Origin of the sequence: Streptomyces sp. NPDC046727 (assembly GCF_040645635.1) — a bacterium.
Lineage (GTDB): Bacteria > Actinomycetota > Actinomycetes > Streptomycetales > Streptomycetaceae > Streptomyces.
In genome coordinates this window covers 196,235-215,307 of record NZ_JBEYYR010000012.1, presented here as the reverse complement: position 1 = coordinate 215,307, position 19,073 = coordinate 196,235, and the positions used below count along the sequence as shown (strand labels likewise).

Below are 19,073 nucleotides of genomic sequence, written 5' to 3'. Positions count from 1 at the left end.
GCTACGACCTACTTCGCCGTCTCGGCGACGAGCCGCTCGACGGCCTCGACGGCCTCACCGACGGCGGCCGGGTTCTGGCCGCCGCCCTGGGCGACGTCCGGCTTGCCGCCACCGCCGCCGCCGAGCGTCTTGGCGGCCGTACGGACCAGGTCACCGGCCTTCAGGCCGCGCTCGCGGGCGGCCTCGTTGGTGGCGATGACCGTGAGCGGCTTGCCGTTGTTGACGGTGAAGAGGGCCACGACGGCGGCCCGGCCGCCCTGGATGCGGCCGCGCACGTCGAGGACCAGCTTGCGCAGGTCGTCCGGCGTGGTGCCGTCCGGGACCTGGCCGGTGACGACGGCCACGCCACGGACGTCCTTGGCGGACTCGGCGAGGCCGGCGGCGGCCTGGAGCACCTTCTCGGCGCGGAACTTCTCGATCTCCTTCTCGGCGTCCTTCAGCTTGCCGAGCATCGAGGAGACCTTCTCGGGCAGCTCCTCCGGGCGGCCCTTGAGCAGCTCGGTCAGCTGGTTGACGACCGTGTGCTCGCGGGCGAGGAAGTTGTAGGCGTCCACGCCGACCAGGGCCTCGATACGGCGGACACCCGAGCCGATGGAGGACTCGCCGAGCAGCTTCACCAGGCCCAGCTGGGAGGTGTTGTGCACGTGCGTGCCACCGCACAGCTCCTTGGAGAAGTCGCCGATGGTCACCACGCGGACCCGCTCGCCGTACTTCTCGCCGAACTCGGCGATGGCGCCCTGCTTCTTGGCCTCGTCGATGCCCATGACCTCGGCGTGCACGGAGAGGTCGCGGGAGAGCACCTCGTTGATCTTCTGCTCGACGTCGGTCATCACGGCCGTCGGCACGGCGGCCGGGGAGCCGAAGTCGAAGCGGAAGCGGCCGGGCTGGTTCTCGGAACCGGCCTGGGCGGCCGTCGGGCCGAGGGCGTCACGCAGGGCCTGGTGGGTCAGGTGGGTGGCCGAGTGGGCGCGGGCGATGGCCGTGCGGCGGCGGGCGTCGATGGAGGCGTGGGCCTTGGCACCGACGGTCACCTCGCCGACCTGGACGACGCCCTTGTGGACGTACACGCCCGGGACCGGCTTCTGGCAGTCGCGGACCTCGATGACGGCACCGGAGTCCACCTTGATGCGGCCGGTGTCGCCGATCTGGCCGCCGCCCTCGGCGTAGAACGGGGTGCGGTCGAGCACGATCTCGACCTCGTCGCCCTCGGTGGCGGCCGGGGAGGAGACGCCGTCGACCAGGATGCCGACGATCGTGGTCTCGCCCTCGGTGTCGGTGTAGCCGATGAAGTCGGTCTCGCCGGCGGTGTCGGCGATCTCGCGGTAGGCGCCCATGTCGGCGTGGCCGGTCTTCTTGGCCTGGGCGTCGGCCTTGGCGCGCTCCCGCTGCTCCTTCATCAGGCGGCGGAAGCCCTCCTCGTCCACGGAGAGGCCCTGCTCGGCGGCCATCTCCAGGGTGAGGTCGATCGGGAAGCCCCAGGTGTCGTGGAGCAGGAACGCCTTGTCGCCGGGCAGGATCGTGGAGCCGGCCTGCTTGGTCTCGGTGACGGCCGTGTCGAGGATGTTGGTGCCGGCCTTCAGCGTCTTGAGGAAGGCGTTCTCCTCGGCGAGGGCGACCTTCTCGATGCGCTCGCGGTCGGTGAGCAGCTCGGGGTACTGCTGGCCCATCATCCGGATCACGGTGTCGACCAGGTCGAGCACGACCGGACCGGTGGCCCCCAGGAGCCGCATGTTGCGGATGGCGCGGCGCATGATGCGGCGCAGGACGTAGCCACGGCCCTCGTTGCCGGGGGTGACGCCGTCGCCGATGAGCATGGTGGCCGTACGCATGTGGTCGGTCACGACGCGCAGGGAGACGTCCGAGGCGTGGGAGTCGCCGTAGCGGACGCCGGTCAGCTCGGTGGCCTTGTCGATGACGGCCATGGAGGTGTCGATCTCGTACATGTTCTGCACGCCCTGCAGAATCATGGCGAGCCGCTCCAGGCCGAGGCCCGTGTCGATGTTCTTGCTCGGCAGGTCACCGAGGATCTCGAAGTTGTCCTTGCCGGTGCCCTCGCCGCGCTCGTACTGCATGAAGACGAGGTTCCAGATCTCCACGTACCGCTCGTCGTTGACGGCGGGGCCGCCCTCGACGCCGAACTCGGGGCCGCGGTCGTAGTTGATCTCGGAGCAGGGGCCGCAGGGGCCGGGGACGCCCATGGACCAGAAGTTGTCCTTCATACCCAGGCGCTGGATGCGCTCCTTGGGCACGCCGACGACCTCGTGCCAGATCTGCTCGGCCTCGTCGTCGTCCTGGTAGACGGTGATCCACAGGCGCTCGGGGTCGAGGCCGTAACCGCCCTTGTCCTGGGCGCCGGTGAGCAGCTCCCAGGCGAGCTTGATGGCGCCTTCCTTGAAGTAGTCGCCGAAGGAGAAGTTGCCGCACATCTGGAAGAACGTGCCGTGGCGCGTGGTCTTGCCGACCTCTTCGATGTCGGGCGTGCGCACGCACTTCTGCACGCTGGTGGCGCGCGGGAAGGGCGGCTTGACCTCACCCAGGAAGTAGGGCTTGAAGGGCACCATGCCGGCCGGGACGAGCAGCAGAGTCGGGTCGTCCGCGATGAGCGACGCCGAAGGGACGACGGTGTGCCCGCGCTCCTCGAAGAAGCTCAACCAGCGGCGGCGAATCTCGGCCGACTCCATCAGTGGTCCTCATTCCGGTCGTACGAGTGCATCGGGGATTCGATGTACTTCGGTGTGCTTCGGTTGTTCTCGATGGCGGCGTACCGCCGGGGTGCGGGGAGTTCGGGGTTCTCGTGGATCCCGAGGGCCTCGCCCAGCTCGGCCTCCCGCTGCGCCATGTTGTCGCGGACGTCGAGCGCGAAGCCGACCGCGCGGTCCTTGAGCCGCTGACCGGTCTCCAGGGCCTTGTTCGCCGCGGTCGCGGCCAGGCTCTCCGGGGTCAGCTGCTTGAGCTTGCGGTTGACCTTGGTGGTGGCCCACACACCGGCGGCGACACCGGTGGTGAACCAGAAGGTACGGCGGAACATCTGACCTGGCGCTCCTACTTTCCGGTGTTCCCGCGGTTCCGCTTGCTCCGTCGCGCGGCCGGTACCGTACGGCCCACGATCACCGTACGCCGGGGGGACTTGGCGGGCACGTCCTCCTCCTTGCGGCCGCCCAGCGCCCGGCGGACGCCGTAGCCGAAGGCCGCGACCTTGACCAGCGGGCCGCCGAAGGTGGAGGCGACGGTGGTCGACAGGGCGGAGGCGTTCGACGTGACTTCCTGGACGTCGGAGGCGATCGCGTCGACCCGGTCGATCTGGGTCTGCGCGGAGCGCACCGCCTGGGAGGCGTCGGCGAGCAACGGGACCGCCTGGTCGGTCACGTCCGCGACGAGCTTGGTGGTCGCCTTGAGCGTCTGGGCCAGCCTCGCCAGTGCCACCGCGAGGAAGGAGACCAGGATCGCCCAGAAGACGGCCACCAGGATCCCGGCCACCTCTCCACCGGACACTGTGCGCACCCGCTCCCTGAAACGTGCCTGAGCATCGAAAATGTCGTGCCCCGAGCCTATCGCGCCGAGGCGGAGGCTCCGCACCGGATTACCGCACGCGAGGGGTGGAGTTGCGGGAAGCGATTGTACGGAATGAACACGGTTCAGTACGCTCCGTGTCCCATGCGAGGTCCTCACAGCGCCGGTCCTTGGACGGACGGCGATCCGCCCCTCGAACTCACCGCTTTCGTCGGGCGCTCGGCCGAGCTGGCCGGGCTGACGACGGCGCTCGGCCAGTCCCGGCTGGTGACCGTGACCGGGGTGGGCGGGGTCGGCAAGTCCCGGCTGGCCGTGCGGGCGGCGGCGCGGTGGGCGTCCGGTGACCTCGCGCGTGGCACACCCGCCGCGGGCTGGGGGCGGGTCGAGCTGGCGCCGGTGCGCGATCCGCAGTTCGTGGAGTACGCGGTCGTGGAGGCGCTGGCGCTGACCGACCACACCACCCGCCTGCCCCGGGAGACGCTGCTGGAGCATCTGGCCGGCCGCCGGGCCCTGCTGGTGGTCGACGGGTTCGAGCACCTGGTGGCGGCCTGCGCCGAGCTGGTGGCGGAGCTGCTGCGCAAGCTGCCGGAGCTGCGGGTACTGGCCACGGGCCGGCGCCCGCTGGGCCTGGCGGGCGAACGGCTGTTCCCGCTGGCGCCGCTCGGCGGGGACGAGGCGGTGGAGCTGTTCGCGGACCGGGCCCGGACACAGGGCGTGCCGGTGGCCGACACCGCCGAGGTGCGGGAGCTGTGCCGCCGTCTTGAGGGGATCCCGCTGGCGCTGGAGCTGGCGGCCGGGCGGCTGCGGGCGCTGTCCCCGGGGCAGCTGCTGCAGCGCCTCGACGACCGGTTCCGGCTGCTGACCGGCGGTGGCCGGGACGCCCTCCCCCGGCACCGGACGCTGCGCACGGCGATCGGCTGGAGCCATGAGCTGTGCACACCCGCCGAGCGGCTGCTGTGGGCGCGGCTGTCCGTGTTCGCGGGGTCCTTCGACCTGGAGGCGGCCGAGTACGTGTGCAGCGGGGAGGGGATGGCCGCCGAGGACGTCCTGGACGTGCTGTCCGAGCTGCTCGCCCAGTCGGTGATCTCCCGCGAGGAGACGCCGACGGGCCCCCGCTACCGGATGCTGGACACCGTCCGGGCCTACGGCGCCGACTGGCTGGAGGCGACCGGGGACGCGGGCCGGCTGCGCCGACGGCACCGGGACTGGTACCTGGGCCTGGCGACCTGGTGCGAGCTGGAATGGTTCTCGCCCCGGCAGCGGGAGGTGGCCGCGCGCGTGGACGCCGAGCTGCCCAATCTGCGGACCGCGCTGGAGTCCTGTCTGACCGAGCCGGAGGAGGCGCACCTCGGCCAGCATCTGGCCGGTTCGCTGTGGTTCTGCTGGGTGGGCTGCGGCCGGCTCTCGGAGGGGCGGCGCTGGCTGGAGCGCAGCGTGGAGCTGGAGTCGGGGTACGAGCAGTCCCGGCTGAAGGCGCTGTGGGTGCTCGGCTATGTGGCGATCCTCCAGGGCGACACCGTACCGGCGCTGCAGGCGCTGCAGGCGTGCCGGGAGCAGGCGGAACGGTCGGCCGACGCGACGGCGCTGGCGTACGCCGAGCACCGCACCGGCTGTCTGGCGCTCGTCACGGATGACATGGCCCGCGCAGAAACGCTGCTGCGGTCGGCGCTGGAGCGCTATCAGGAGATCGGCGAGCTGAACAGCAACGTCCTGATGGGCCAGGTGGAGCTGGCGATGACGCGGGCGTTCCAGGGGGATGTGCCGGACGCGGTGCGGCTGTGCGAGGACGTGCGCCGGGTCTGCGAGGACCACGGGGAACGGTGGGCGCGGTCGTACGCGCTGTACGTGCTGGCGTACGCGGCCTGGCTCGACGGGGATCCCGCCGGCGCGCGGGAGCTGCTGGCGGACTGTCTGGGCAACGCGCACGCCTTCCACGACCTGCTGGGTTCGGTGCTGTCGATCGAGCTGCTGGCGCTGGTGACGGTGACGCAGGGCGATCCGGTGGAGGCCGCGGTGCTGCAGGGCGCCGCCGGGCGGCTGTGGCCCTCGGTCGGGCTGCCGCTGTTCGGTTCGGCGTACTACAACGCCCCGCACGAGCAGTGCGAGGCCGCCGCGCGGCAGGCGCTCGGTGACGCCCGGTACGCGGAGTGCGTGCGGGAGGGGGCCGGGCTGGACCGGGAGGCGGCGGTGGCCCGGGCGCTGCGGCACCGGGAGGTACGGGCGCTGGGCGGGCTGCCGGCGCCGCGCGGGCCGGTGCCCGGTGACGGCGAGCCCGGGACGCGGGGCGAGGCCGGGAAGCAGACGGAGCCCGGGAAACGCGAACCCGCCGCCTCGCCCACCCGGAAGGGCGGGGAGACGGCGGGCTGAGGTGCTGCGCCGGGGCTGGGGTCAGCGGGCGTAGTACTCGACGACGAGCTGCTCGTCGCAGATCACCGGGATCTCCTTGCGGTTCGGCTCGCGGTCCAGGCGGAACGCCAGGGCCTTGAGGTTCACCTGGAGGTAGCGCGGGGTCTCGCCCTCGGGGGCGAAGCCACCCTCACGGGCGATCGTGAAGAGCGTCTTGTCCTTGGAGCGGTCGCGGACCTGCACGACGTCGTCCGGGCGGACACGGAAGGACGGCTTGTCGACCTTCTGGCCGTTGACCTGGATGTGGCCGTGGACGACCATCTGGCGGGCCTGGTAGATCGTGCGGGCGATGCCCGAACGCAGGACCAGCGCGTCGAGGCGGCGCTCCAGCTCGACGATCAGGGCCTCACCGGTCTTGCCCTGCACCTTGGAGGCACGCTCGTAGGCGCGGACCAGCTGACGCTCGGAGATGTCGTACTGAGCGCGCAGGCGCTGCTTCTCCAGCAGACGGACCTTGTAGTCCGAGTTCTGCTTGCGGCCACGGCCGTGCTCACCCGGCGGGTAGGGGCGGGCCTCGAAGTACTTGACGGCCTTCGGCGTCAGCGCGATGCCGAGGGCACGCGACTTCTTGACCTTGGGGCGGGACTGGTTCGCCACTTGTTTGTCTCTTTCCTAGGTTTCCGGCTTGTCAGGGTTAGGGAGGTCGCATCCGCAGCCGGGAAGACCCGTCGGGTCCGCTGGGGACCTGTCGGGCAGCCGCTTCCCTGATCTGGGCACATACGTGCAGCACGCGAGTGGCCCACCGACCGTCCCCGGGAGTTCGGGTGGTGGTGGGCTGCCCGCGACACCGTTCGACGGTGCGCGACGCTCCTGGAACCCGCTGGGGGTTCCGGCTGTCTGTCCCGTTCTGACAGCACGGGACTCAGCACTTCGGAGCAGTCTACAGGGTGCTCAGGACCGCTTGCGACCGAGGTGCTTGCGGGTCCATTCCACGGCGTCCGCGTATCTGGCCTCGGCGCCGTGCCGGCTCGGCGTGTAGTACTCGCGGTCCTTCAGGGCGTCCGGGGCGTACTGCTGCTGGGCGATGCCCTCGGGCAGGTCGTGCGGGTACACGTACCCCTGGGCGTGGCCGAGCTTGGCGGCGCCCTGGTAGTGCCCGTCGCGCAGATGCGGCGGCACCGGGCCGGCCAGGCCCTTGCGCACGTCCTCCATGGCGGCGCCGATCGCGGTCGTCGCCGCGTTGGACTTGGGGGCGAGCGCCAGGGCGATCGTGGCGTGGCTGAGGGTGAGGGCGGCCTCCGGGAAGCCGATCATGGCGACGGCCTGGGCGGCGGCGACCGCGATCGGCAGGGCGTTCGGGTCGGCCAGGCCGATGTCCTCGCTGGCGGAGATCATCAGGCGGCGGGCGATGAACCGGGGGTCCTCGCCGGCCTCGATCATGCGGGCCAGGTAGTGCAGGGCCGCGTCGACGTCGGAGCCGCGGATGGACTTGATGAGGGCGCTGGCGACGTCGTAGTGCTGGTCGCCGTCGCGGTCGTACTTCACGGCGGCCCGGTCGACGGTCTGCTCCAGCGTCTGGAGGCTGATCTCGCTCTCGCCCTGGTCCAGGGCGGCCCCGGCGGCGGCCTCCAGGGCGGTCAGGGCGCGGCGGGCGTCGCCGCCGGCGATCCGCAGCAGGTGTTCCTCGGTGTCCTCGGGGAGCGTGACGGCGTCCTTCAGGCCGCGCTCGTCGGCGAGCGCGCGCCGCAGCAGACCCCGGATGTCGTCGTCGGTGAGGGGTTCGAGGGTGAGCAGCAGGGAGCGGGAGAGCAGCGGGGAGATGACCGAGAAGTACGGGTTCTCCGTGGTGGCCGCGATCAGGGTCACCCAGCGGTTCTCCACGGCCGGGAGCAGGGAGTCCTGCTGGGCCTTGCTGAAGCGGTGGATCTCGTCCAGGAAGAGGACGGTCTCCTTGCCGAAGCCGCCGGTGGCGCGGCGGGCGCCGTCGATGACCGCGCGGACCTCCTTGACGCCCGCGGTGATCGCGGACAGCTCCACGAACCGCTTGTCGGTCGCCTTCGACACCACGTACGCCAGGGTGGTCTTGCCGGTGCCGGGCGGGCCCCAGAGGATCACCGAGGACGGTCCGGCGGGGCCGCCGGAGCCCTCGCCGACCAGGCGGCGCAGGGGCGAGCCGGGCTTCAGCAGATGCTGCTGGCCCACGACCTCGTCGAGCGTGCGCGGGCGCATGCGCACCGCCAGGGGGCTGCCTGCCGGGTCCTTCTCCTGGCGTTCTTCCGCTGCGGCGGTGAAGAGGTCGGGTTCCACGCTGAAACCCTAAGACACCGCACTGACAATCCTCTCCGGGCCGTCAGCTGGTCCAGAAATCCCACCAGCGGGTCAGGACGAGCATGCCGATGATGCCGACGTGCAGGACCGGCAGCACCCAGGTGAACTCGCCGAAGAAGGACTTCAGCCAGCGCGGGGACGGCAGGAAGTCGTTGCGGATGTTGAACGACGTGACGTACCAGAACATGGTGATCGTGGCGACCCAGGCCAGCGAGCACCACAGGCACAGCGCGTTGATCCGGTACAGGGACTGGAACTGCAGCCAGGTGCAGAAGGCCACGCCGAACAGGGTGCCGAAGTTGAAGGTCAGCCAGTACCAGCGCGGGAACCGGGCGCGGGCCAGCAGGCTCATGCCGACGCAGATGACGATGCCGTAGCAGACCAGGCCGAGCATCGGGTTGGGGAAGCCGAAGGCGGCGGCCTGCTTGCTCTCCATGACGCTGCCGCAGGAGACCACCGGGTTGAGGCTGCACCCGGGGGTGAACGTCTTGCCGGCGACCTTGGCTTCCAGCAGCTTGAACTTGTCGATCGTGATGACCCAGGCGGCGAGCAGTCCGGCCGCGCCGGTGATCACCAGCAGGATGGCGAAGGCCCGGCTGCCGCCCACCGCGCGCGGGGCGTCGACGGCGCGCTCCGGACCGGGCTCCGCGGAGACCTCGTTCACTGTCGTCTTGCTCATCTGCCGATCCGTCACTTGAGAGTTGGACCATCTTCGGGCATGGGTCATTGTGCCGCACGCGCCTGTGCCTCCACCGTTCGATGGGCATAAGGAGGTACGCACGGTGGCCCCGGATCGTTCGGTTCCGGCCGCGGTTCACGTGGTGTGACGAAGGGCGCCGGGAGAACCTCCCGGCGCCCTTCCGGTGCGCTGCGGACTAGCCGAGGCGTGCCTCCAGCTCCGCCACGATCTCGTTCACGCCGATCGCCGTCTGCTCGCCGGACTCCATGTCCTTGAGCTGGACGACGCCCTCGGCGAGGTCGCGCTCGCCGGCGACGACGGTGTAGCGGGCGCCCGAGCGGTTGGCGTTCTTCATGGCGCCCTTCAGGCCCTTGGAGCCGTAGGAGAAGTCCGCCGCGATGCCCACCTTGCGCAGCTCGGTGACCTTCGCGAACAGCACCCGGCGGGCCTCCTCGCCGAGCGGGACCGCGTACACGCTGGTCGCCGACGGGATGTCCAGTTCGACTCCCTCCGCCTCCAGCGCGAGGACCGTGCGGTCGACGCCCAGGGCCCAGCCGACGGACGGCAGCGCGGGGCCGCCGATCATCTCGGACAGGCCGTCGTACCGGCCGCCGCCGCCCACCGCGGACTGGGAGCCCAGGCCGTCGTGCACGAACTCGAAGGTCGTCCGCGTGTAGTAGTCCAGGCCGCGGACCAGCTTCGGGTCGTCCTCGAAGGAGACACCCGCGGCGGTGATCAGCTCGCGGACCTCCTCGTGGTACGCCTTGCAGGCGTCGCACAGGTAGTCGCGCAGCAGCGGCGCGCCGGTCAGCTGCTTCTGGACCGACTCGCGCTTGTCGTCCAGGACGCGCAGCGGGTTGATGTCGACCCGGCGGCGCGTGTCCTCGTCCAGGTCGAGGCCGCGCAGGAACTCCTGCAGGGCGGCGCGGTAGACCGGGCGGCACTCCTTGTCGCCCAGGCTGTTCAGCAGGATGCGGAAGTCGCTGAGCCCCAGCGAGCGGTACGCCTGGTCGGCCAGGATGATCAGCTCGGCGTCCAGCGCCGGGTCCTCGGCGCCGATCGCCTCGGCGCCGACCTGGGAGAAGTGCCTGTAGCGGCCCTTCTGGGGGCGCTCGTAGCGGTAGTACGAGCCGGAGTACCAGAGCTTGACCGGGAGGTTGCCCGCCTTGTGCAGGTTGGCCTCCAGGGCCGCGCGCAGCACGGACGCGGTGCCCTCGGGGCGCAGGGCCAGCCTGTCGCCGCCCTTGGTCTCGAAGGCGTACATCTCCTTGGTCACGATGTCGGTGGACTCGCCGACACCGCGCGCGAAGAGTTCGACGTTCTCGAAGCCGGGGGTCTCGATGTAGCCGTAGCCGGAGTTGCGCAGCGGAGCGGCGATCGCCTCGCGGACCGCCAGGTACGTGGCCGAGTCCGGCGGGATCAGGTCGTAGGTGCCCTTGGGGGCCTTGAAGGTGCTCACGGAAGGTCTCTCGTCACATTCCTCGTCGGGGAGCCGGGGAGGCTCCCTGGCCGGCCGCCACCTGCCGCAGATAGGGGTTGGTGGCGCGCTCACGGCCGATGGTCGTGTGCTCGTTGTGACCGGGCAGCACCACGGTGGAGTCGTCGAGCGGCAGGCACACGCGGGCCAGCGAGTCGAGCATGTCCTCCATGGAGCCACCGGGCAGGTCGGTGCGGCCGATGGAGCCGGCGAACAGCAGGTCGCCCGAGAACAGGATCGGCGGGATGTCCGCCGCCTCGGGCAGGCCGAAGGTCACCGACCCCTTGGTATGGCCGGGCGCGTGCGCGACGGAGAGTTCCAGCCCGGCCAGCTCCAGCCTCGCGCCGTCGGTCAGCTCCTTGACGTCGTCCGGCTCGCCCACGGTCAGCTCGCCCATCAGCGGCATGCCGATGGACCGGCCGATCGCCTTCTCGGGGTCGCTCATCATGTACCGGTCCTCGGGGTGGATCCAGGCCGGCACGTCGTGCGCCCCGCAGACGGGGACGACCGAGGCCACGTGGTCGATGTGGCCGTGGGTGAGGACGACGGCGACGGGCTTGAGCCGATGCTTCTTCAGCGCTTCCTCGACGCCTTGGGCGGCCTGGTGGCCGGGGTCGATGATCACGCACTCCTCACCGGCGGCGGGGGCGACGAGATAACAGTTCGTCCCCCAGGCCCCGGCGGGGAACCCGGCAATGAGCACGATCGTCCTTCGTGGTGTCGACTACAGGCGGCTACAGGCAGCTTCAGCTGCTGTCAGAGCCTACCGGCGCTGCCGTTTCCTCAGCGAACCCATATACGGTACGGGGCTACACGCAGCGGTCGGTTCACGAGCACGCAGGCGTACCGCCCGACACACGACACGCATGAGGAGAGAACCCGGTGGTCAGCCAGGAGCAGCGGCGGCGTCAGCTCGCCCGGGAGAAGTTCTTGCGGCAGCAGCAGCGGCGCACCGAGGCGCGGCGCAAGGCCCGCCTGCGCAACTCCGTGATCGCGTCGGTACTGGGCGTGGTCGTGATCGGCAGTGTCGCGCTGTACACGACCGGGGTGCTGAAGAACGACGACGACAAGAAGACGAACGCCGGCGCGGAGGTCACCCCGAGCCCCACGCCGAGCGGCAAGGCCCAGGACCCGTGCAAGAAGCCGGCGTCCGGCTCGGTGGAGAAGCTGAGCTGGAAGAAGGAGCCGGCGATGACGATCGACACGTCGGCGAAGTACTCGCTCAAGCTCGCGACGACGTGCGGCGACATCGGCATCGCGCTGAAGACGTCGGCCGCCCCGCACACGGTGAACTCGTTCGACTTCCTGGCGGGCAAGGGCTACTTCGACCACACCAAGTGCCACCGCCTGACCACCCAGGGCATCTACGTCCTGCAGTGCGGCGACCCGCAGGGCACCGGCATGGGCGGTCCGGGCTACACGCTCCCGGACGAGAACCTCAAGGACAAGAGCCTGAAGAACAACATCTACCCGGCGGGCACCGTGGCGATGGCCAACACCGGGCAGAAGCACACCGGCGGCAGCCAGTTCTTCCTCGTCTACAAGGACAGCCAGCTGCCGCCCAGCTACACCCCGTTCGGCACCATCGACGCCGCGGGCATGAAGGTGCTGAACAAGATCGCCGCGGCCGGCGAGAGCACGGGCGGCGGCGACGGCGCGCCGAACGCGACGGTCGTGATCGACAAGGCCACGGTCACCAAGTCCTGACCGCGGCTCCCGGGCCGCGCGCGGTGACCCCGCGCGGCCCGGACCGGCCACCGGACGTGAAGGTCAACACGGCCGGTAGCGGAATTTCGGTCGCGCTGGATGCGGACAGGCAACCCGCTGGTCGCCTATGTTGGCCGTGACGAAACTGTGGACGATGCCCGGGGCGCTGAGGCCCCTCGCAGGCATCATGTGGAGGAGGCGCTGTGAGCAGCGACCCGTGGGGCCGCGTCGACGAGACGGGGACCGTGTACGTGCGTACGGCCGACGGCGAGCAGGTCGTCGGTTCCTGGCAGGCCGGCTCCCCCGAGGAGGCGCTGGCCTACTTCGAGCGCAAGTACGAGGGCCTGGTTGTCGAGATCGGCCTCCTCGAGAAGCGAGTGCAGACCACCGACCTGTCGGCGAAGGACGCCCAGGTGGCCATCGGCCATCTGCGCGAGCAGGTGGACGCGCACCACGCGGTCGGCGACCTGGACGCGCTGCGGGGCCGGCTGGACAAGCTCGTGGCGACCGTCGAGGCCCGCCGCGAGGAGCGCAAGGCGCAGCGGGCCAAGCAGTCCGACGAGGCCCGCAAGGCCAAGGAGGACCTGGTCGCGGAGGCCGAGCAGCTGGCGCAGTCCGACCAGTGGCGGGCCGCCGGTGAGCGGCTGCGGGCGCTGGTGGACACCTGGAAGGGTCTGCCGCGGCTGGACCGCAAGTCGGACGACGAGATGTGGCACCGCTTCTCGCACGCCCGGTCGGCGTTCTCCAAGCGCCGCAAGGCGCACTTCGCGCAGCTGGACGCACAGCGCGAGGAGGCCCGCCGGACCAAGGAGCGGCTGGTCGCTGAGGCCGAGGCGCTGTCGGGTTCGACGGACTGGGGTCCGACGGCCGCCCGGTACCGCGAGCTGATGGCGGAGTGGAAGGCCGCGGGCCGCGCTCAGCGCGAGCACGAGGACGACCTGTGGAACCGCTTCCGCGGCGCCCAGGACGTGTTCTTCGCCGCCCGCAGCTCGGTGTTCGCCGAGCGGGACGCGGAGCAGTCGGAGAACCTGAAGCTCAAGGAGGAGCTGGCCGAGGAGGCCGAGAAGCTCCTGCCGATCACCGACCTGAAGTCCGCGCGGGCCGCCTTCCGCTCGATCAACGAGCGCTGGGAGGCCATCGGTCACGTCCCGCGGGACGCGCGGCCGAAGGTCGAGGGCCGGATGCACTCCGTCGAGCGGGCGATCCAGGAGGCCGAGGAGGCCGAGTGGCGCCGGACGAACCCGGAGGCACGCGCGCGTGCCGAGGGTCTGACCGGTCAGCTGCAGGCCGCCGTGGACAAGCTGAGGGCGCAGATCGAGCAGGCGCGCGCCCAGGGCAACAACTCCAAGGCGGACAAGCTGGAGCGTGAGCTGGAGGGCCGCCAGGCGCTCCTGGACCAGGCTCTGAAGGGCCTGCAGGAGTTCGGCGGCTGATCGAGGCGACGCCGAGGCGGCCCGGTGGTGCTCCACCCCGGGCCGCCCCGTCGTTTCCGGCGGGTGCCCTGCCGGGCGCCTTCGAGGCGCCTTCAGGCGGGTCCGGCGTGCTCGCTGATGTCCAGGGCGTGCTTGAGCACCTCGCAGGCCTGCAGATGGTTGCCGGACTCCTGGAGCAGTTCGGCCAGCCGCCGGCAGACGAGCACGGCTTCCGGACCGTATCCCTTGTGCACCTGCTGGAAGGCCAGCTCCAGTACCTCGATCGCCTCCCCCACCTGGCCGGTCTCCGCGAGCAGCTCCGACAGCTCCAGCTGTACGGCGACCATGTCGCCCCGCGCTCCCGCGGACTGCTGCTCCTGGAGCGCGAGCCGCAGCACCGGCAGGGCGTCGCGGGTGTTGCCGGTGGCGCGCAGCAGCCGGGCGAGGGCGAGGCCGGTGGCGACGACGGCGGCGCGCACCTCGGTGGCCAGCACCGGGCCGGCCAGGGTGCGGCGGCCGGCGCGGGCCTTGTTGCGGGCCAGCGGGAGCCGTCCGACGCCGTTCTCCTGGGAGCGCTGCGGCAGGGGGCGGTTCTTGGCGCGCAGGCGTTCTTCCAGGACCCGGTAGAGCGTGTCCAGGTCGATCAGCTCGGGTCCCTCGGTGACGCCCTCGCGCAGGACGCGCAGCAGCTCGGCGGTGAACGCGGTGTTCCGCTCGCCGTCGGGAGCGAGGGCGATGCGGTCACCGGGCGAGGCGGTCAGCACGTAGGCGCCGTCGACGGCGGCCTCGGCGGCGAGCACGTCCCCGCCGGTGAGCGCCCGGGCGGCGCGGCCGCTGAAGCAGCAGTCGAGCACGACGATCTTGCGCCGGGCGCGGGAGGAGCGCAGCGCGGTGCGCAGGTGCTGGTAGGCGACGGCGGTGTAGCCCAGGTGCTCGCGGGAGTCGCCCAGCGCGAGGTACAGGTCGGCGGAGTCGGTGTCGCGCATGCCGTGGCCGGAGAAGTACACGAAGAGGGTGTCCGTGGCCTCCTCGCCGGCCTGGTACACCGGGTCCAGGACGGTCTGCGGGCTGAGCGGGTCCGTGACGACCGCGCAGTGCCGTACGGGCAGGCCCCACACGGTCGGGTCGCAGAGCTCCGCCGCGAGGTCCACCACGTTGGCCTCGACGGCGGGGAGTTGCGGCAGATGGCGGTAGGAGGCGGTGCCGACGAGGACGGCCCGCGAGTGCACCGGGTCAGGCAGTGGGGTCATCGCCTCCGGGCTCCTCGCTCCTGGGGTGCGGGAGGCCGCCGTTCGGCGAGGTGCCGTCGAGCAGCTCGACGATGCGTCTGACGGTCTCCTCGTCCCGTGCGGCCCGCGAGGTCAGGAGGACCTCCACGTCGCCGCGGCGGAGGGTGACGGCCGGTGCGTGGCGCCGGGCCGCCTGCCACTGGAGGACGGAGACGACGAGCGAGCCGGCGGACAGGCCGGTGCCGAGGGCCAGTTGGAGGATGTCGAAGCCGGCTCCCATGCCGCCCGGGTCGGGCGGTGATCCGCTGCCGGCCCGCGCGCGCACGGCGAGCGTCTCGTCGGCACGCAGCCAGCGCAGCAGGGACCGCAGGTCGTCCTCGGCAGCTGAGTGCCCGTCCGCGGGCCCCGGGGTCCCTGGCGGTGCCGGGATGGCCACGACGAAGTCAGTCATCGGTTCCGTCCGTTCGGTCTGCTCGTCCGGCGACCCGTCTGTTCACCCGGGACAGCATCTCCAGTGCCTTGTCCCCGGCGTCGAGCCTGGCCAGGCACACGGCCTGCCAGTACTGGCCGGTGAGCGTGGTGGGGTGGTCGGGGCCCAGCTTGGACAGGCAGACCTGGACGACGACCGCCAGCATCCGCGCCGCCTCCCGCACCTGTCCGCGCTGCACCAGGCCGACGGCCTCGCGCTGCCGGGACAGCGCGCCCTGCGGCGTCATGCTGCCGAGCACGATGCGCCGGGTGGTGTCGCTGAGGGTGACGGGACTCATGAGGTCCGCCACCCCGGGGAGCGAGCCTGACTGGTCCCACTCGTACTCGGGTTCCTCCGCGACCGCGGACGCCCCGCGGGCGGCCACCGCGGTAGCGCGTACGGCGTCCACGGCTTCGGCGCGCACGTGCCGGGTCACGAGGTCGGCGAGGTCCTGGGTGCCGCCGTACATCAGGGGGACGAGGGTCTCCCGTACGACGGAGGCGTCCGTCAGGCGCAGCACGGGGTCCTGTCGGCACAGTTCCCTGACGAGGTGGGCCAGGGGCCGCGGGACGGCGTCGCTCGCGGTGAGCGGCCGGATGCCCTCGTCGAGCGCGCGCTCCATGATGGCGCCGACGTCGGTGGTCCGGCCGAAGGGAAGCTCTCCGGTCAGCATCAGGTACAGGCAGGCGCCGAGGCCGTACCAGTCCGCCGCGGCCTCGCGCGGGCCACCGGTCATGGCTTCCGGGGCCATGAACTGCGGGGTGCCGACGAGGGCACCGGTGCGGGTGATCGCGGACTCGCCGGCCAGCCGGGCCAGCCCGAAGTCCTGCAGCACCACCCGCCCGTTGCCGGTGACGCCCACGTTGGACGGCTTGACGTCGCGGTGGACCACCCCGGTCGCGTGCACCGCCTCCAGGGCGTCGGTGATGCCCAGCGCGACCGTGCAGGCGGCGGAGGCGGGCAGCGGGCCGGTGGCGACGACCAGGTCGGCCAGGCTCGCACCGTCGAGAACCTGCATCACGAGGTACGGAACGCCCTCGTGGACGCCGCTGTCGTACAGCGTGACGACACCCGGGTGCTCGATCCGGGCCAGCGCGCGGATCTCGCGCTGGAAGCGTTCCCAGGCCACGTCCTCCGCGGCGAGCCCTTCGACGGCCGTCAGCATCTTCACGGCGACGCGGCGGCCCAGCTGGACGTCCTCGGCCTCGTGCACCACGCCCATGCCGCCCCGTCCGAGCCGGCGTAACAGGCGGTAGCGTCCGGCGACGAGCTCGGCCGGGCCGTCCGTTTGCGCGGCGGCCGGTCCGCCGTGGTCCTGCCCGCTCATGCCGCTCCCCCCCGTTCCGGACGCTCCTACGACCGGCTGCGTCCCGATGTCACACGGTAGACGTCGTACACGCCCTCCACGCCCCGTACGGCCTTCAGGACGTGGCCGAGGTGCTTCGGGTCGCCCATCTCGAAGGTGAAGCGGGACGTGGCCACCCGGTCGCGGGAGGTCTGGACGGCCGCCGAGAGGATGTTGACGTGCTGGTCGGACAGGACGCGGGTGACGTCCGAGAGCAGGCGGGAGCGGTCCAGGGCCTCGACCTGGATGGCGACCAGGAAGACCGAGGACTGGGTGGGCGCCCACTCGACGTCCAGGATGCGCTCCGGCTCGCGGGACAGTGACTCGACGTTGACGCAGTCGCTGCGGTGAACCGATACGCCGCTACCGCGCGTGACGAAGCCGATGATCGGGTCGCCGGGGACGGGCGTGCAGCAGCGGGCCAGCTTGACCCACACGTCGTCGACGCCCTTGACCACGACGCCCGGGTCGGCGCTGGAGCGGCGCTTGCGACCGCGGGTGCGGGACGGCGGGACCGCCTCGTCGATCTCCTCGGTGGCCGCCTCCTCGCCGCCGAGGGCCTGGACGAGCTTCTGCACGATGTTCTGCGCGGAGACGTGCCCCTCGCCGATCGCCGCGTACAGCGCGGAGATGTCCGAGTAGCGCATCTCGTGCGCGAGCGTGACGAGCGAGTCGCCGGTGAGGATCCGCTGGATCGGCAGGTTCTGCTTGCGCATGGCCCGCACGATGGCGTCCTTGCCCTGCTCTATCGCCTCGTCCCGGCGCTCCTTGGAGAACCAGGCGCGGATCTTGTTGCGCGCCCGCGGCGACTTGACGAAGCCCAGCCAGTCCCGGGACGGGCCGGCGCCGGGCGCCTTGGAGGTGAAGACCTCGACCAGGTCGCCGTTGTCCAGGGTGGACTCGAGCGGTACCAGCCGGCCGTTGACCCGCGCCCCTATGGTGCGGTGGCCGACCTCGGTGTGGACGGCGTACGCGAAGTCCACCGGGGTGGCGCCGGCCGGGAGCGCGATGACGTCACCCTTGGGGGTGAAGACGAAGACCTCGTTGCGGGACAGGTCGAAGCGCAGGGACTCCAGGAACTCGCTGGGGTCCTCGGTCTCCTTCTGCCAGTCCAGCAGCTGCCGCAGCCACGCCATGTCGTTGATGGCGTCCTTGTCCTTGCCGGACGCCTTCGGCACGTCGGTGCGGACCTTGGAGGCGCCGGCGACGGCCTCCTGCTTGTACTTCCAGTGCGCGGCGATGCCGTACTCGGCGCGGCGGTGCATGTCGAACGTGCGGATCTGCAGCTCGACCGGCTTGCCGTTGGGGCCGATGACCGTCGTGTGCAGCGACTGGTACATGTTGAACTTGGGCATCGCGATGTAGTCCTTGAACCGGCCGGGGACCGGGTTCCATCGCGCGTGCACCGTGCCGAGGGCGGCGTAGCAGTCGCGGACCGTGTCGACGAGGACGCGGATGCCCACCAGGTCGTAGATCTCGGCGAAGTCGCGGCCTCGCACGATCATCTTCTGGTAGACGCTGTAGTAGTGCTTCGGGCGACCGGTGACGGTCGCCTTGATGCGGGCGGCGCGGAGGTCGGCCTGGACCTCGTCGGTCACTATGGCCAGGTACTCGTCACGCTTCGGTGCCCGCTCGGCCACCAGCCGTACGATCTCGTCGTACATCTTGGGGTAGAGGATCGCGAACGCGAGGTCCTCCAGCTCCCACTTGATGGTGTTCATGCCGAGACGGTGGGCGAGCGGCGCGTAGATCTCCAGCGTCTCGCGCGCCTTCTTCTCCTGCTTCTCGCGCTTGAGGTAGCGCATGGTGCGCATGTTGTGCAGGCGGTCGGCGAGCTTGATGACCAGGACCCGGGGGTCCTTGGCCATGGCGACGACCATCTTTCGCACGGTCTCGGCCTGCGCGGCCTCGCCGAACTTGACCTTGTCCAGCTTGGTGACGCCGTCGACGAGCAGGGCGACGGTGTCGCCGAAGTCGCGGCGCAGCTGGTCGAGGCCGTACTCGGTGTCCTCGACGGTGTCGTGCAGCAGCCCCGCCATCAGGGTCGCCGGATCCATGCCCAGCTCGGCGAGGATGGTGGTGACGGCGAGCGGGTGCGTGATGTACGGGTCGCCGCTCTTGCGCTTCTGGCCGCGGTGCCAGCGCTCGGCGACCTGGTAGGCGCGCTCGATCTGCCGCAGCGTGGAGTTCTCGATCTTCGGGTCGTTGCTGCGCACTATCCGCAGCAGCGGCTCCAGGACCGGGTTGTACGGGTTCGCGCGCTGGACGCCGAGGCGGGCGAGCCGGGCCCGGACGCGGTTGGAGGAACCGGTACGGGTGGGCTGCGCGGCGGGCTGGCGCACCACGGGCGGCTGCGCCGGGCGCTCCGGAGGGGCCGGCTTGGGGCGCGAGGACTCGGCGCTCTTCTCGACGGGCGCGGACTGGGCGTGCTCGACCGTCCCACGGGTGTCGTTCTTCACGTGGGAAGCGCTCGGCGCGGGCTTCGCCGCGGGGGCCGAGGCGGGCTCGGGCTTGGCGGCGGTCAGTGGCTGGGCCTCGTCTGGCAAGAGGACTCCTCGTGCGCGATCCGGG

General features: G+C 71.3%; 15 protein-coding genes. 3 read left to right on the top strand and 12 right to left on the bottom strand.

The window, feature by feature from the left end:
- Positions 1 to 8: 8 nt before the first annotated feature.
- From alaS to ABZ937_RS17940, 3 genes are read right to left on the bottom strand one after another with little or no spacing between them, the layout of a single operon-like run.
- Entirely contained in the window at positions 9 to 2,681 is a 2,673-nt protein-coding gene (alaS, locus tag ABZ937_RS17950) for an alanine--tRNA ligase (RefSeq protein ID WP_361692847.1), read from the bottom strand.
- Complete coding sequence (locus ABZ937_RS17945; protein ID WP_361692845.1) at positions 2,681 to 3,028, bottom strand: hypothetical protein; 348 nt, start codon at positions 3,026 to 3,028, stop codon at positions 2,681 to 2,683. The genes alaS and ABZ937_RS17945 overlap by 1 nt, the downstream gene beginning before the upstream one ends.
- Before the next feature lie 14 nt (positions 3,029 to 3,042).
- The gene (locus tag ABZ937_RS17940) at positions 3,043 to 3,501 is read right to left on the bottom strand and encodes a DUF948 domain-containing protein (protein WP_361692843.1); all 459 of its coding nucleotides are present in this window, start codon (positions 3,499 to 3,501) and stop codon (positions 3,043 to 3,045) included.
- A 153-nt stretch (positions 3,502 to 3,654) separates the two neighbouring features.
- On the opposite strand from ABZ937_RS17940, the gene ABZ937_RS17935 reads away from it, so the two are divergent.
- A complete protein-coding gene (locus tag ABZ937_RS17935) occupies positions 3,655 to 5,877 on the top strand; it encodes a regulator (protein WP_361692841.1) in 2,223 nt (740 codons plus the stop codon).
- Positions 5,878 to 5,898: 21 nt separating this feature from the next.
- Here ABZ937_RS17935 and rpsD read toward each other — a convergent pair whose 3' ends face one another.
- From rpsD to ABZ937_RS17910, 5 genes are all read right to left on the bottom strand, one after another.
- A complete protein-coding gene (rpsD, locus tag ABZ937_RS17930) occupies positions 5,899 to 6,513 on the bottom strand; it encodes a 30S ribosomal protein S4 (RefSeq protein WP_055705441.1) in 615 nt (204 codons plus the stop codon).
- A 294-nt stretch (positions 6,514 to 6,807) separates the two neighbouring features.
- Positions 6,808 to 8,163 (bottom strand): replication-associated recombination protein A, encoded by a 1,356-nt coding sequence (locus ABZ937_RS17925; protein ID WP_361692839.1) that lies wholly within the window; start codon positions 8,161 to 8,163, stop codon positions 6,808 to 6,810.
- Positions 8,164 to 8,206: 43 nt separating this feature from the next.
- The gene (locus ABZ937_RS17920; protein ID WP_361692837.1) at positions 8,207 to 8,863 is read right to left on the bottom strand and encodes a vitamin K epoxide reductase family protein; all 657 of its coding nucleotides are present in this window, start codon (positions 8,861 to 8,863) and stop codon (positions 8,207 to 8,209) included.
- Between the two features lie 196 nt (positions 8,864 to 9,059).
- A complete protein-coding gene (gene hisS, locus ABZ937_RS17915; protein WP_361692835.1) occupies positions 9,060 to 10,322 on the bottom strand; it encodes a histidine--tRNA ligase in 1,263 nt (420 codons plus the stop codon).
- A gap of 13 nt (positions 10,323 to 10,335) precedes the next feature.
- Positions 10,336 to 11,043 (bottom strand): MBL fold metallo-hydrolase, encoded by a 708-nt coding sequence (locus tag ABZ937_RS17910; RefSeq protein WP_361692833.1) that lies wholly within the window; start codon positions 11,041 to 11,043, stop codon positions 10,336 to 10,338.
- 179 nt (positions 11,044 to 11,222) lie between these two features.
- On the opposite strand from ABZ937_RS17910, the gene ABZ937_RS17905 reads away from it, so the two are divergent.
- Entirely contained in the window at positions 11,223 to 12,047 is an 825-nt protein-coding gene (locus ABZ937_RS17905) for a peptidylprolyl isomerase (protein WP_361692832.1), read from the top strand.
- Between the two features lie 203 nt (positions 12,048 to 12,250).
- Positions 12,251 to 13,480 carry a DUF349 domain-containing protein gene (locus ABZ937_RS17900; protein WP_361692830.1) on the top strand — a complete coding sequence of 410 codons (1,230 nt, stop codon included), beginning with the start codon at positions 12,251 to 12,253 and terminating at the stop codon, positions 13,478 to 13,480.
- A gap of 92 nt (positions 13,481 to 13,572) precedes the next feature.
- Here the strand turns inward: ABZ937_RS17900 and ABZ937_RS17895 are convergent, their stop codons facing one another.
- The 4 genes from ABZ937_RS17895 to ABZ937_RS17880 are packed head-to-tail and all read right to left on the bottom strand — an operon-like array spanning position 13,573 to position 19,048.
- Complete coding sequence (locus tag ABZ937_RS17895) at positions 13,573 to 14,709, bottom strand: caspase family protein (protein WP_361692828.1); 1,137 nt, start codon at positions 14,707 to 14,709, stop codon at positions 13,573 to 13,575.
- The gene (locus tag ABZ937_RS17890; protein WP_361692826.1) at positions 14,693 to 15,139 is read right to left on the bottom strand and encodes a hypothetical protein; all 447 of its coding nucleotides are present in this window, start codon (positions 15,137 to 15,139) and stop codon (positions 14,693 to 14,695) included. The genes ABZ937_RS17895 and ABZ937_RS17890 overlap by 17 nt, the downstream gene beginning before the upstream one ends.
- Positions 15,132 to 16,484, bottom strand: coding sequence for a serine/threonine-protein kinase (locus tag ABZ937_RS17885; RefSeq protein ID WP_361692824.1), 1,353 nt, complete (start codon positions 16,482 to 16,484; stop codon positions 15,132 to 15,134). The genes ABZ937_RS17890 and ABZ937_RS17885 overlap by 8 nt, the downstream gene beginning before the upstream one ends.
- A gap of 26 nt (positions 16,485 to 16,510) precedes the next feature.
- Positions 16,511 to 19,048, bottom strand: a complete 2,538-nt coding sequence (locus ABZ937_RS17880; RefSeq protein ID WP_361692822.1) for a bifunctional (p)ppGpp synthetase/guanosine-3',5'-bis(diphosphate) 3'-pyrophosphohydrolase — start codon at positions 19,046 to 19,048, stop codon at positions 16,511 to 16,513.
- Positions 19,049 to 19,073: the final 25 nt, after the last annotated feature.